Consider the following 14,962-nt stretch of genomic DNA (forward strand, 5'->3'; position numbering starts at 1 on the left):
AAACGAGAAAGAAGATAGTTGTTCCTGTGGTGGCGGAGGTCATCTAGTATCGCGGTGCGGTACCCAAGCAGAGTATCTGGGTTTTGGTGACGGTCGGAGGATCGGCGAGTGGCCAGCAGCAGTGAGGGTGACGGGGTCCTGCACTTCGAACGCATGCGCGCCGACGTGGCGGCCGGGCTCGACCTGCTTCCGGCGCAGGTGGGGGCGGACGACGATCTGCTCCGGCTCGGTCTCGATTCGCTGGGCCTGATGCGGCTGGCGACCCGGTGGCGGCACGCGGGCGCGCGCATCACCTTCGCCGAGCTGATCGAGAGCCGCACGCTCGCCGAGTGGTGGGACCTGGTGGCCGCGCGGATGACCGAGGGCGCGGCCGCCGCGCCGTCGCTGCCCGAGGTGGATCCGGCGGCGCCGTTCGCGCTCGCCGAACTCCAGCACGCTTACTGGGTGGGGCGCGACGACGGGCAGCCGCTCGGTGGCGTCGGCGCGCACTTCTACAACGAGTTCGACGGCACCGGGCTCGATCCCGACCGGCTCCGCCACGCGCTCGCCGCGCTGGTCCGGCGGCATCCCATGCTGCGTGCGGTGTTCCTCGACGACGGCACGCAGCAGATCGCCGGGCACGCGCCGAGTGCCGGGGTCGCCGTGCACGACCTGCGCCCGCTTTCCGTTCGCCGCAGGCAGGAGCGGCTGGCGGAACTGCGCGAGGAGATCTCGCACCGCAAGCTCGAAGTGGAGCGCGGCGAGGTGTTCGACGTGCAGCTTTCCCTGCTGCCGGACGGCGCCACCCGGATGCACGTCAGCATCGAGATGCTCGCCGCCGACGCGCACAGCTTCCGGAATCTGCTCTCCGAGCTCGCCGCGCTCTACGCCGATCCCGGCACCGCGCTGCCGCCGATCCGGTTGTCGTACCAGCAGTACCTCCTGGCGGCGGCGCTGGCCAGGGAACCGGAACGCGAGCGCGATCGGCGGTACTGGCAAGAACGACTCGCCGAACTGCCGGGCCCGCCCGAGCTACCGCTCGCCGTGGCGCCGGAGCGGGTGCGCGGGCATCGGGTCCGCCGCTGGCAGCACCGCCTGTCCGAGCCAGCCGACGCGGCGCTGCGCGAGCGAGCGCGGGAGCACGGGCTGACGGTTTCCGCGGTACTGCTCGCCGCCTTCGCCGAAGTCCTTTCCGCGTGGAGCGCCAGTCCTCGCTTCCTGCTCAACCTCCCGCTCTACGACCGCAGGCCGGTGCACGAGGACGTGCCCATGCTGGTCGGCGACTTCACCGGCCTGCTGGTGCTGGCGGTCGACACGACCGGGGACGACGGGTTCGCCGCGGCCGCGACCAGGCTGCAGGAGCGGATGCGCGCCGACGCGGCCCATGCCGCCTATTCGGGTCTGGACGTGCTGCGCGATCTCGCCGCCCAGCGCGGCGCCGCCGGGGCACCGGTGGTGTTCACCAGCGCGCTGAGCCTCGGCGAGCTGTTCGACGAGGGGGTCCGGGCACGGTTCGGCGAGCCGGGCTGGACGATGTCGCAGACGCCCCAGGTGTGGCTCGACTTCCAGGTCACCGAACGCGAGGGCGGGGTGTTCCTCAACTGGGACGTGGTGGCCGAGCTGTTCCCGCCCGGCATGGTCGACGCGATGTTCGCGGCCTACCTGCGGCTGCTGGCCTGGGCGACCGCGCCCGGTGCGGACTGGTCGGCGACCCCTCCGGAGCCGCTCGGCCCCTCGGCGCGGCAGGTGCGCGCCGAAGCCAACGACGTGACGGCGCCGAAGCGTGATCGCGGTCTGCACGAGGACGTTCTCGCCTGGGCGGGGCGCGATCCCGGGCGTACCGCGCTGCTTTCCGGCGACGGCGAAGTGACCTACGGCGAGCTGGCGCGGGCGTCGGCCGGTCTCGCCGGGCGGCTCGCGGCGCGCGGGGCCGGGCCTGGTGCCGTCGTCGCGATCAGCCTGCCGAAGGGCACCGAGCAGATCGTCGCGGTGCTGGCGATCCTGCGCACGGGCGCGGCCTACGTACCGGTCGGCATCGGGCAGCCCGCGCACCGGCGCGATCGCATCCTGCGCGCCGCGGGCGCTCGGTTCGTCGTCGGCGCGCACCTCGCGGACTTGCCGCCGGGGATCGAGACCGTGCCGGTCGACGGCGCGCCCGCGGAGTGTCCCGAGGTCGTCGTACGCGGCGAGGACACGGCCTATCTCCTGTTCACTTCCGGATCGACGGGGGAGCCAAAGGGCGTTGTCGTGTCGCACGGGGCCGCGGTGAACACCGTCGACGCCATCGGCGCGCGGTTCGGCGTCGGCCCCGATGACCGCGCGCTCGCCTTGTCGGCGCTGGACTTCGACCTGTCGGTGTACGACCTCTTCGGCCTGCTCGGCGCCGGTGGCTCGGTGGTCGTCCCGAGCGAAGACGAGCTGCGGGACGCGCACCGGTTCGTCAGCCTGGTGCGCGAGCACCGGGTCACCGTGTGGCAGACCGTCCCCGCCCTGCTCGACATGCTGTTGCTGGCCGCGGACGGGGCGCCGCTCGACTCGGTGCGGCTGGCACTGCTCGGCGGCGACTGGGTGCCGGTGGACATCGGCGCCCGGCTGCACGCGGTCGCGCCCGGCGCGCGCACCGTCGCGCTGGGCGGCACCACCGAGACCGCGATCCATTCGACGGTGCAGGAGGTTCCGCCGGACCCGCCGGACTGGACCTCGGTGCCCTACGGCAGGCCGCTGCCCAACCAGCTCCTGCGCGTGGCCGATCACCGGTGGCGCGACCGCCCGGACTGGGTGCCTGGCGAGCTGTGGATCGGGGGCGACTCCGTCGCCGACGGGTATCACCGGGACCCGGACCGGACCGCGCGGCAGTTCGTCCACCACGCCGGAAAGCGGTGGTACCGCACCGGGGACCTGGCGCGGTACCGGCCGGACGGGACGGTGGAGTTCCTCGGCCGCGCCGACCACCAGGTGAAGATCGGCGGGCACCGGATCGAACTGGGGGAGGTGGAGGCCGCGTTCGAGGCCGTGCCGGAGATCGCCCGCGCGGTCGTCGTGGTGACCGGCGCCCGCGCGCTCGTCGCGGCGGTGGTCCCGGTTTCGGGCGCTGAGCCGGAATCCGATCGGCTTCTCGCGCTCGTCGCCGAGCGCGTACCGGCGTACATGGTGCCGTCCACTGTGGCCTTACTCGACGAGTTCCCGTTGTCCGCCAACGGAAAGATCGACCGGGCAGCGCTGGCCGCGCTGCTCGCGCGCCGCCGGGGCGCCGAGATCGACGAGATCGACGAGCCACCGGTGGGGGCGGCCGAAACGGCGGTGGCCGAGGCGTGGGCGGCTGCCCTCGGCGTGGCGAAGGTGGGCCGCAGCCACAGCTTCTTCGCGCTCGGCGGCGACAGCCTGCTCGCCACCAAGGTGGTCAACGCCCTGCGCGCGGCGGGATACGCCGGGGCCGATCTTCGCCGGTTGTTCGCCAGGCCGAGGCTTTCCGAGTTCGCGGCGGATCTCGAGCGCGGGGACGCCGTCGTGCCGGAGGCTCGGCTCGTGCCCGATCCGGAGCACCGGCACGAGCCGTTCCAGCCGACCGACGTCCAGCGGGCGTACTGGGTCGGCCGCAAGGACGACTTCGCCCTCGGCGGCGTCGGTTCCCACTGGTACTGGGAGTTCGACGGCGAGGACGTCGACCTGGCGCGGTTGGAGGACGCGGTCAACCGCCTGGTGGACCGGCACGACATGCTCCGCTGCGTCTTCGACGACATCGACGGCAGCCAGCGCGTGTTGCCCTCGGTGCCCCGGTTCACCGTCGAAGTCGCCGGGGACACCGCGGCCGAGCTGACCGCGCTGCGGGACGAACTTTCCGCCCGCGTCCCCGATCCGGCGAGCTGGCCGCTGCTGCGCATCCGCGCCGTCCGGCACGGCGACCGGACCAGGCTCGGCTTCAGCTTCGACTACATCGTGCTGGACGCGCTGAGCATCATCCGGTTCCTGCACGAACTCGCCACGCTCTACCGAGATCCCGGTACCGGGTTCGCGCCGCTGACGGCGACCTTCCGAGACTACCTCGCCACCGAACGGGATCCGGTGACCGTGGCACGGGCCGAGGAGTACTGGCGTTCCCGCTTGGACGCGTTGCCATCCGCGCCGCCGTTGCCGCTGGTGATCGACCCGGCCAGGATCTCGGCGCCCCGTTTCGCCCGGCGGGAAGGGGCGCTGACACCCGGCCAGTGGCAGGCGATCGTGTCGAAGGCGCGCCGCCACGACCTGACCCCGTCGGCGGTGCTCGGCGCCGCCTACGCCGAAGTGCTCGCCACCTGGAGCGGCGCGGCCGACCTCACCCTGAACCTGACCCTGTTCAACCGCCGCGACGTGCATCCCGACATCCAGCGCGTACTGGGCGACTTCACCTCGCTGCTCCTGGTGGAGCACCGCACCGGACCGGGCGACGGCTGGCTCGACGTGACCAGGAGGTTCCAGGAGAACCTCTGGGACGGCATGGCCAACGACGCCGTTTCCGCGCTGTGGGTGCTGCGCGAACTGGCGGCGCGCACCGGCTCGCCGTCGACCATGCCGGTGGTGTTCACCAGCGCGCTCGGCATGCCGGCCGACCTGGTGGAGATGTCGTTCCCGTTCGGGGAGCTGTGCTGGGGCCTGTCGCAGACCCCGCAGGTGTGGCTGGACAACCAGGTGATGGAACGCGGCGGCGGGCTCGCCTACAACTGGGACGCGGTCGACGAGCTCTTCCCGCCCGGCGTGCTCGACGACATGTTCGCGGCCTACCGGAAGCTGCTGCTGTGGCTGGCGACCGCGGAGTGGACCGGACGGCCGCCGGATCTGGTGCCCGCCGCGCAACGGGCGGTGCGGGCCCGCGTCAACGACACCTCCGGCCCTCGCCCGGATGGGTTGCTGCACAACGACTTCTTCGCCAACGCGGCCGAAAGCCCGGACGCGGTCGCGCTGATCGACGACGGTGTGGAGGTGAGCTACGGCGAGCTTTCCGAGCGCGCGCTGAGGATCGCCGCCGAACTCACCGCCTGCGGGGTGCGGCCAGGCGACCTGGTGGCGGTGTCCCTGCCGCGCGGCACCGGTCAGGTCGCCGCCGTGTTCGGTGTGCTCGCCGCTGGAGCCGCTTACGTGCCGATCGGCGTGGACCAGCCCGCGCAGCGCAGATCCCGCATCCTCGAACGGGCCGGGGCGCGGTTCGCGGTGGCCGATCCGGACGGTCCGTTCGCCGAGGAGGCTTCGGTGCGGATCGTGCCGCCGGATCCGGGCGGGGCACCGGCGGGCGGTCCCGTCGCCGTCGATCCCGGCGCACCGGCGTACGTCATCTTCACCTCCGGTTCGACCGGACAGCCCAAGGGCGTCGAGGTGACCCACGCCGCGGCGGTGAACACGGTGGACGACATCGGGTCCCGGTTCTCGGTGACCGCGGCGGACCGGGTGCTCGCGTTGTCCGCATTGGACTTCGACCTGTCGGTGTACGACCTGTTCGGCCTGCTCGGCGCGGGCGGGGCGGTCGTGCTGGTCGCGGAGGAGGACCGCAAGGAGGCCAGGGTCTGGCTGCGGCTGGTCGCCGAGCACGCCGTCACCGTGTGGAACACGGTTCCCGCGTTGCTGGACATGGCGCTGATCGCGGCGGGTGGCGGCGATGCGCTGGCGGGGCTCCGGCTCGCGCTGGTGTCCGGTGACTGGGTCGGGTTGGACCTGCCCGGACGGTTCACCGCCGCCAGCCCGCGCGGCAGGCTGATCGCGCTCGGCGGCGCCACCGAGGCGGCGATCTGGTCGAACGCCTTCGATCTCGGCGGCTGGACCGAAGTGCCGTCAGGCTGGGCCTCGATCCCGTACGGCTTCCCCCTGCGCAACCAGTGCTACCGCGTCGTCGACCGGCGCGGGCGCGACTGCCCGGACCTGGTGCCGGGGGAGCTGTGGATCGGCGGTGCGGGGGTCGCGACGGGCTACCGCGGCGATCCCGTGCTGACCGCCGAACGGTTCGTGCGCGACGAAGACTCCTGCCGCTGGTATCGCACCGGCGACCGGGGGCGGTACTGGCCGGACGGCACGCTGGAGTTCCTCGGCAGGGCCGACAGCCAGGTCAAGATCCGCGGCCATCGCATCGAACTCGGCGAGATCGAGGCCGCGGCCCGAGCCCATCCCGGTGTCGCGGGCGCGGTCGCGCTGGTGACCGGTTCGGGGACGGCGCGTGCGCTCGCGCTGGTGGTGGTGCCCGCTACCGGCGCGGACGACGGGGGCCTGAAGGCTTCGCTGCGCGGATCGCTGCCCGCCTACATGGTTCCCGATAACGTGCTCGCGCTCGACGAGCTGCCGCGGTCACCGAACGGGAAGCTCGACCGCGCGGCGCTGCTGTCCCGTTTGGACGGTGCGCCGGTGCGGCGCAGCCTGCCCGCCACGCCGGCCGAGCAGGTGCTGGCCCGGCTGTGGGGCGAGCTGCTCGACACCACCGACATCGGCCGGGACCAGAGCTTCTTCGCGCTGGGCGGGGACAGCCTCCTCGCGACGCGGCTGACCGAACAGCTCCGGGTGCGCCACGGCGCGGAGGTCTCCCTTCGCGAGGTGTTCGCGGCGCCGACCGTGGCCGAGCTGGCGGTGCTGTGCGCGGGCAAGGCGGCATCGTTCGACGACGACTTCGAGGAGGGGGTCCTGTGACCAGGCCGTTGTTGGACGAGCTACGCGGGATCGGCGTCCGGATGTGGAACGACGGCGGGCGCCTGCGGTTCCGCGCACCGGCGGGGGTGCTCACCGACGAGCGCAAGGCGGAACTGCGCGAGCGCCGCGACGAGATCCTCGCGCTGCTCGCCGAGGGCGACCGGCTGGTGCCGGACGAAGGCGCGCGCCACGAACCGTTCCCGCTCACCGACGTCCAGTCGGCCTACCTGCTCGGCAGGGGCGCCGCGTTCGCGTACGGCGGGGTGGCCTGCCACGGCTACGGCGAGTTGCACTACCCCGATCTCGACCCGGACCGGATGACCGCGGCCTGGCGGGCCGTGATCGACCGGCACGACATGCTGCGCGCGGTGGTCGACGTGGACGGTTCGCAGCGCGTGCTCCCGGAGGTGCCGCCGTTCGAGATCCCGGTGCGCGACCTGCGCGGCTCGACGCCGGAGGACGGTGCCGCCGCGGTGGCCGCCAACCGGGCCGAGCTGGACCACCGGGTGTCCACACCGGACAGGTGGCCGCTGTTCGCGGTGCGGATCACGCGCACCGCGGCCGAAGCCGTGCTGCACGTGTCGATCGACTTCCTGGTGGCGGACTTCCTCAGCGTGCAGACCCTGCTGCACGAGTTGCACGCCTGCTACGAGCGTCCCGGAGAAGCGTTGCCGCCGTTGGACATCACCTTCCGCGACTACCTGATGGCCGAACGGCGGCAGACCGCCGACGGCAGGCACGAACGCGACCGCGAGTACTGGCTCGCCCGCCTCGACGACCAGCCGCCCGCGCCGGAACTTCCCGTGCTGCCGATGAAACCCGAGCAGCAGCCGCGGTTTTCCCGCTGGGAAACGACCCTCGACCCGGACACGTGGTCCGCGTTCTGCCGCCAGGCGCGCGACCACGACGTCACCCCGTCCGGTGCGGTACTGGCCGCCTTCGCCGAGACGCTGGCGGCCTGGAGCCGCCACCCCCGGTTCACCCTCAACGTGACCCTGCTCAACCGCTTTCCCTTCCACGAGCAGGTGAACGGGCTCATCGGGGACTTCACGTCGGTCGAGCTGCTGGCCGTGGACGCCACGTCCGCGCCGCGCTTTTCCGGGCGCGCGCAGGCCGCGCAGTCCCGGCTCTGGGAGGACCTCGACCACCGCTCGTTCAGCGGAGTCGAAGTGATGCGCGAGCTGACGCGCCGCAGGGGCGCCGACGCCGCGTTGTTCCCGGTGGTGTTCACCAGCGCCATCGGATTGTCCGAAAAGGACACCCAGCACGACACGGGGCGGCTCGGCTACGGGATCAGCCAGACCCCGCAGGTGTGGCTGGACTGCCAGAACATCGAACGCGGCGGCGGGCTCACCAGCAACTGGGACGTCCGCGACGGCGTGTTCCAGCCCGGTGCCGTCGACGACATGTTCGCCGCCTACGAACGATTGCTGGGCGAACTGGCCGCGGACGCGCGGGCGTGGGAGAGCACCGCGCCGGTGAGCCTGCCGGAGAGCCAGCGGGAACGGCGTCGCGCGGTGAACGACACGACGGCCCCGGAACCGAGCGGCCTGCTGCACGAGGCCGTGGTGGAACAGGCGCTGGCGACCCCGGACCGGATCGCGGTCAGTGCGGGCGGGCAGGCGATGACCTACGGTGAACTGCTCGCCAGGGCGGTGGGGCTGGCCGAACACCTCATCGGCGCCGGGTGCGCGCCGAACGAGCTCGTCGCGGTGCGGATCGAACGGGGCCCGTTGCAGGTGGTGGGCGTGCTCGGCGTCCTGCTGGCCGGCGCGGTCTACGCGCCGGTCGACCTCAGCCAGCCGAAGACGAGGCGGGACCGCATCCTCGACGGCGCGGGCATCCGCCGCGTGCTCGTCGCGGGTGCCGACGCGGAAGCCGACTGGCCGGCCGCCGTGGCACCGGTCGCGGTCGACCGGCTGGCGCCGGCCGCACCACGGCGGATGCCCGCGCTGGCAGGGCGCGACGACCTCGCCTACGTCATTCACACCTCCGGCTCCACCGGGGTGCCGAAGGGCGTGATGATCAGCCACCGGAGCGCGCTGAACACGGTGGCGGACATCAACTCCCGCTTCGGGATCGGTGACGGCGACCGGGTGCTCGGGCTGTCTCAGCTCGGGTTCGACCTGTCCGTGTACGACATCTTCGGTCCGCTGGCGGTCGGCGGCGCGCTGGTGATCCCCGATCCCGCCCGCCGCGCCGATCCTTCGCACTGGGCGGATCTCGTCGCCGAGCACCAGGTCACGGTGTGGAACTCGGTGCCTGCCCAGTTGCAGATGCTCACCGACTACCTGGAAGTGGCGCGCACCGTGCCACTGCCGACGCTGCGGCTCGCCATGCTGTCCGGGGACTGGATCCCGGTGGCACTGCCGGACCGGATCCGCGGCAGGCTGCCGGGGCTGTCGCTGGTGAGCCTCGGCGGCGCCACCGAGGCCGCGATCTGGTCCATCCACCACCCGATCGGCGAGGTGCAGGAAGACTGGGTGAGCATCCCGTACGGCAGGCCGCTGGCGAACCAGACCTTCCACGTGCTCGATGCCGCATTGCGCGATCGTCCGGACTGGGTGACCGGCGAGCTGTACATCGGCGGCGTCGGCGTGGCCGCGGGCTACCTCGGCGATGACGAGCGCACCGCGGAACGGTTCGTGGTGCGCGAGGCGACGGGGGAGCGGCTGTACCGCACCGGCGATCTCGGCCGCTACCTGCCGAGCGGCGACATCGAATTCCTTGGCAGGGAAGACTTCCAGGTCAAGATCCGGGGTCACCGGATCGAACTGGCCGAAGTGGAGGACGCGCTCCGCGCGGACGCCGCGGTCGCCGAAGCGGCGGTGGTCGTCGACGGGGACCAGCCGTTGAACCGCAGGCTGGTCGCGTTCGTCACCGGCGCCCCGCTGCCACCTCCCGACGGCGGCGATCGCGCACGCCTCGCCGTCGAACTGGGCCGTGCCGCCACCAGCGCCGGTGAGGTCGAGCTGGCCGGCGTGGATCGCGAGCGGTATCTCCGGTTCACGCGCGGGCTCGATGACGTGGCGCTTCCCGCGATGGTCCGTGCGCTCCAATCGAGCGGCCTGTTCACCGATGGGGAATCGGCGCATACCGAGGAAGACGTGCTGTCCGCCGCCGATGTCGTGCCCGCGCATCGGCGGCTGGTGCGGCGGTGGCTGGCCGCGCTGGTGCGGGAAGGCGTCCTCGGCACGGACGAGCAGCGCCGGTACCGCCTGCTGCGGCCGGTGGACGCCGGGCTGGTCGCCGAGGCGTGGGACCGGGTGGACGCCGCCGCGGACCCGGCCGACGCCGAGCTGCTCGACTACTTCCGCACCAGCATCGACGTGCTTCCCGCCCTGCTGCGGGGCGAAAGCGAACCGCTGGCGCTGCTGTTCCCGGAAGGCAAGCTCGACCGGTCGCAGGCATTGTACGAACACGCCCTGTTCAACCGGTGGGGCAATCGCGCGATCGGCGCCGCGGCGCGAGCGCTCGCCGACCGTCGCACCTCGCCGGGCCCGTTGCGGGTGCTGGAAGTGGGGGCGGGCGGCGGTGGCTCCACGGCCGCCGTGCTGGACGCGCTCGACGGCGTCGAGATCGACTACCTGTGCACGGACCTGTCGAGGTTCTTCCTGACCAAGGCCAAGGAGCGCTTCGGGGAGCGGCCAGGGCTGCGCTTCGGTGTCCTCGACCTGGATCGGGACCTCCGCGCACAGGGACTGCTGCCGAACTCGGTCGATCTCGTCATCGCCGGGGACGTCCTGCACGCCACCACCGACGTGTCCGCCGCGCTCGACCGGCTCGTGGACGTGGTCGCGCCGTCCGGCTGGCTGCTGGCGCTGGAGATGACCCGCGACCACTACCAGATCATGACCTCGCTCGAACTGCTCGTGCGCGTCGACGAGGAGGCGGCCGATTTCACCGATCTGCGCCGCGGCCGGGACCAGGTGTTCCTGGAACGGGAAGCCTGGCTCGCCGAACTCACCCGCGGCGGCGCCGACGTCCGCCTGTCCGTGCCGGAACGCGACGGCCTGCTCGGGGAACTCGGGCTGTGCCTGTTCGCCGCCCGCGTCAAGGCGGACCGCGCCGCGGCGCGACCGGAGGAACTGCTGCCCGCGCTGGCCGGGCGGTTGCCCGAGTACATGCTCCCGAACGGGATCGTGGTGCTCGACGGGCTGCCCGTGTCCGACAGCGGCAAGATCGACCGCAAGGCGTTGCGCGCCATGGTTCCCCGGCGGGCCGAGGCCACCGCGACCGCCGAGATCGACGCCGCGGAAAGCGACCTGGAGCGCGTGCTCGGGGCCATCTGGGCGGAAGCGCTCGGGATGCCCGCGGTCGGCCGCGACGACAACCTGTTCCAGCTCGGCGGCGATTCCCTGATCGCCGCGCAGATCACCGGCAGGGTGCTGGAGGAGGTGCCTGCGGCCGCGAACCAGTTCTTCGACGAGCTGTTGCGCCGCCTGCTGGAACGGCCGACGGTCGCCGCACTCGCCGAAGGACTGGCGAGCGGGCCGTCGGTGACCGGCGAGCCGGAGGCGCCCGCCGACGCCGCGCCGTCGCCGTTGCGGGAGCTGCGCGATCCCGGAACTCCGGCGACGCCATGGCTGCTGGTGCACGACACCACCGGCACCGTGGACGGCTACCAGGAACTCGCCGAACTGCTCGGCCGCAAGGCACCCGTGCTCGGGCTGTGCGCCACCACGGCACCCGGTGAACAGGATCTCGCGGCGGTTGCGGTGCGCTACGCGCGCGCGGTCGCCGACGCCGGGATCGACCGCGTCCGCGTGCTCGGCAAGGGAACCGGTGCGGTGCTCGCCGTCGAAGTGGCCGGTGCGCTCCTCGACACCGGTGCCGAGACCGGAACGCTCGTGCTGCTCGACGCCACGCGCCCGGAGGGGGACGGCACCGGCCCCTGGCACGAGCCCTTCGCCAGGCACGAACCGGGTCTCCACGCGGGTGACCTGGTCCTGATCGACACCGGCGCGGATGCCGACCGGGAGTTCTTCGCCGAGCTCTGCCTCGGCGACCTCCAGGAGGTGCGGGTCACGCCGGACGAACTGGTGACGCGGCTCGACGAGGTGACCGGATGATCGGCGTCGTCGGCGGCTACGGTGCCGTCGGTGCGGCGGCCGTGCGCGCGCTCGGCGGCTGGGATCTCGGCCCGATCCGCGTCGGTGGACGCGCACTCGAACGAGCCGCGCGCTTCGTCGCCGAGGCGGCATCCGGCGGGGAGGCCGTCGCCGTCGACGTCCGGGACCCGTTGTCGCTGGCGCACTTCTGCGACGGCTGCGCGGTGGTGCTCAACTGCGCGGGGCCCGCCTTCGAGGTGGGGACATCGGTCGCCGAGGCCGCATTGGCGTCGGGCTGCGACTACGTCGACGCGGCGGGCGATGACGAACTGTTCACGTCGGTCAGCGGGCTCATCCCGCCGGGCCGGACGGCCGCGCTGTCGGCCGGGATGCTGCCGGGTGTTTCCGCGCTGCTGCCGCGATACGCGCTGGCGCTGCTGCCGGACGCGCGCCGCGTCACGGTGTACGCGGGCGGACGGGACCGGTTCACCGCGGTGGCCGCGGCCGACTTCCTCACCGGCGGGGCGGACGCGTTCGGGGAGCCGCTCGCGGCGTGGGACGGCGGCCGGAAGGTGTCCGGTGCGCTGGCGACGCGTCCGGCGGCGCTGCTCCCGTTCTTCCCCGAGCGCGTCACCGCGCGCCCGTACCTCGGAAACGAGCTGGCGCGGATCGCGGCCGCGGCCGGTCTGGACCGGCTCGAGTCGTACTCGGTGTTCGCGGGGGACCGGGCGCTGGCCGCGCTCGGCGGCGACAGCGATCCCGAGACGGCGGCTGAGCGGCTCGCCGCGGCCAGCGAACTCGACCTGTTCGGCAGGCAGCCGTACGCGTTGCTCGTCACGGAAGCCACCAGCGCGGGCGATGGGGTCACCGTCGCGTTGCGGGGCACCGGTGCCAGCGCGCTCACCGGTGCGTTCGCGGCACTGACCGTGCGCCAGGTGCTGCGCGGCGCGGTGCCCGCGGGAACCCATCACGCGGGCGAGCTGCTGGACCCGGTGACCGCCGCGGAAGCGCTCGGCGCGCTCGACGGCGTCGAGCTGCAGGTCGTGCCCAAGTCGCTGGAGTCGGCGGACTTCGAGGAGGAGGTGTGGTGAGGGAACGAAAGCCGCGCGTCGTGGTGTGCGGGACCCGGTTCGGGCAGGTGTACCTGGAGGCCTTCAAGCAGCCGGATGTGCCGTTCGAACTCGCCGGGGTGCTCGGCACCGGCAGCAGGCGTTCGCGGTCGTGCGCCGAGCACTACGGCGTGCCGCTCTACACCGATCCCGGCGAACTGCCGCCGGACATCGACATGGCATGCGTGGTGATTCGCGGCGGGCTGCTCGGCGGGCGCGGTTCGGAACTGGCCACGGCGCTGCTCGATCGCGGGATCCACGTGCTCCAGGAACATCCGCTGCACCACGACGAACTGGCGGGGTGCCTGCGCGCGGCACGGCGGAACAAGGTCGTCTACCGGCTCAACGCGTTCTACTGCCACCAGGAGCCGGTCCGCCGGTTCATCGCCGCCGCGCGGGAGCTGCTGTCGACCCGGCAGCCGCTGTTCCTGGACGCGGCGTGCGGTTTCCAGCTCGCCTACTCGCTGCTGGACGTGCTCGCCCGCAGCGTCGGCGGCGCCCGGCCGTGGGCGTTCGGCCCGGTGCCCGAACTGGACCGCGCGGTGCGGGGCGGGACCTCGCTGGTGATCCCGTTCCGCAGCCTCGACGGGGTGTTCGCCGGGATCCCGATCACGGTGCGGGTGCAGAACCAGATGGACCCCGCCGACCCGGACAACTACGCGCACCTGATGCACCGGATCAGCATCGGCACCGACGCGGGAAACCTCAGCCTGGCCGGCACGCACGGCCCGGTGGTGTGGTCGGCGCGTCCCGCCTTCCCGCGCGAGGTGGTCGGCGAGGGCGCCGATCCCTATTTCGAGGCGAGTGCACAGTCCGAAGTGGACAGTTCGGCCGTGCTCGGTCCCGCGAGGACGCCTTCGTACCGGGAGGTGTTCCAGACCGTGTGGCCCGCCGGGGTGATCCGTGCGATCGGCGAGCTGTGGCACGCGGCGGGCACCGGCGAGGACCCGCTGCGCGAGGGCAGGCACCACCTCACCCTGTGCAAGCTGTGGCAGGAGCTGACCGCCCGGCTCGGCCCGCCCGAGCTGCTCACCGACAAGCCGCCGTCGCCCTTCGACGTCGCGGATCTCCTGACACTGGAGAAGGCGGCCGCTTCGGCAGGTGGGCGATGACGGCGGAGCTGACCAGGCCGCAGTCGTGGCTGCGCACCTTCCGGCCCCGCGCCTCGCCGAGCGCGCGGCTGGTGTGCTTCCCGCACAGCGGTGGCAGCGCCGCGTTCTACCGGCGGTGGGCCACCGCGCTGCCCGAGGACGTGGAACTGGTGGCCGTCCAGTACCCGGGCAGGCTCGACCGGATCCGGGAACCCTTGGTGGACGACATGCCGACGATGGTCGCGGCGATCATCGACGAGCTGAGGTCCGTGCCGGGACGCGGGCTCGCGTTGTTCGGGCACAGCATGGGCGCCTCGGTCGCCTGGGAGGTCGCGCACCGCATCGGACCGGACGCGCTGTTCGTGTCCGGCAGGCCCGCCCCGCGGCACCATCGGCGGGGGCGCAGGCACCTCGGCTCCGACGAGGCGCTGTGGAACCACGTGCGCGCGCTCGGCGGCAGCCAGGATTCGTTGCTGGACAACGCCGTCGTCCGGGAGATCGCGCTGCCGCCGCTGCGGGCCGACTACCGGCTGATCGAAACGCACACGCCCACCCTCGGCCCGCCGCTGGCCACGCCGATCATCGCACTGGGCGGCGACGCGGACCCGGAGGCCGAACTGCGCGCGGTCGCCGACTGGCGGGGGTGCACCACCGGGCGGTTCCGGCTGCACACCTTCCCCGGCGGGCACTTCTACCTCGTGTCGCGGTTCGACGCCGTCACCAGCGCGGTGGCCGGAGAACTCGCCGCCGCCGGTCTCAGCACGGTCGGTACGTCGCGGTGATTTCCTGGTAGGGGTCCCATTCCGGGGCGTCCGGGTCGAAGCACCGGCACTTGCGGGCGAGGTGGTCGTTCACCCAGCAGACCGTTCCTTTGTGGACGGTGGAAGGGTTCGTCCGGGGAGTCTCCCGCACTGGGATGCGGTCCGCCATCCCGTGGTCGCGTAGCCACCGTATGGCGAGTTTTCTCCTGTGGTGGTCGGAATCCGACTTGGCGACCTCGATTCGTTCGAGGGCTTTTGCTTCGATCTCTTCAGGCGTCATCGGGCGGCCTCCGCTAGTCCGGCGCATCGCGGGCATACCCGCAGCGCGA

6 protein-coding genes are annotated in these 14,962 nt (G+C 72.7%); 5 read left to right on the forward strand and 1 reads right to left on the reverse strand.

Annotation, left to right across the window (positions count from 1 at the left end; all coding sequences use genetic code 11):
• Nucleotides 1-108: 108 nt before the first annotated feature.
• From ABD256_RS12215 to ABD256_RS12235, 5 genes are read left to right on the forward strand one after another with little or no spacing between them, the layout of a single operon-like run.
• Nucleotides 109-6,621, forward strand: a complete 6,513-nt coding sequence (locus tag ABD256_RS12215) for an amino acid adenylation domain-containing protein (protein ID WP_344416909.1) — start codon at nt 109-111, stop codon at nt 6,619-6,621.
• Nucleotides 6,618-11,693 (forward strand): non-ribosomal peptide synthetase, encoded by a 5,076-nt coding sequence (locus ABD256_RS12220; protein ID WP_344416911.1) that lies wholly within the window; start codon nt 6,618-6,620, stop codon nt 11,691-11,693. The genes ABD256_RS12215 and ABD256_RS12220 overlap by 4 nt, the downstream gene beginning before the upstream one ends.
• Nucleotides 11,690-12,763 (forward strand): saccharopine dehydrogenase NADP-binding domain-containing protein, encoded by a 1,074-nt coding sequence (locus tag ABD256_RS12225; protein ID WP_344416913.1) that lies wholly within the window; start codon nt 11,690-11,692, stop codon nt 12,761-12,763. The genes ABD256_RS12220 and ABD256_RS12225 overlap by 4 nt, the downstream gene beginning before the upstream one ends.
• Nucleotides 12,757-13,893: a Gfo/Idh/MocA family oxidoreductase gene (locus tag ABD256_RS12230; protein WP_344416915.1), complete on the forward strand. Its 1,137-nt coding sequence runs from the start codon at nt 12,757-12,759 to the stop codon at nt 13,891-13,893. Before ABD256_RS12225 ends, ABD256_RS12230 begins: the two co-directional genes overlap by 7 nt.
• Nucleotides 13,890-14,654, forward strand: a complete 765-nt coding sequence (locus tag ABD256_RS12235; protein WP_344416917.1) for a thioesterase II family protein — start codon at nt 13,890-13,892, stop codon at nt 14,652-14,654. Before ABD256_RS12230 ends, ABD256_RS12235 begins: the two co-directional genes overlap by 4 nt.
• On the opposite strand, the gene ABD256_RS12240 is transcribed toward ABD256_RS12235, so the two are convergent.
• Nucleotides 14,629-14,913 carry a hypothetical protein gene (locus tag ABD256_RS12240; RefSeq protein ID WP_344416919.1) on the reverse strand — a complete coding sequence of 95 codons (285 nt, stop codon included), beginning with the start codon at nt 14,911-14,913 and terminating at the stop codon, nt 14,629-14,631. The two genes, ABD256_RS12235 and ABD256_RS12240, sit on opposite strands and share 26 nt — an antisense overlap.
• Nucleotides 14,914-14,962 lie beyond the last annotated feature (49 nt).

This window comes from Amycolatopsis minnesotensis, assembly GCF_039529815.1.
Classification (GTDB): Bacteria; Actinomycetota; Actinomycetes; order Mycobacteriales; family Pseudonocardiaceae; genus Amycolatopsis; species Amycolatopsis minnesotensis.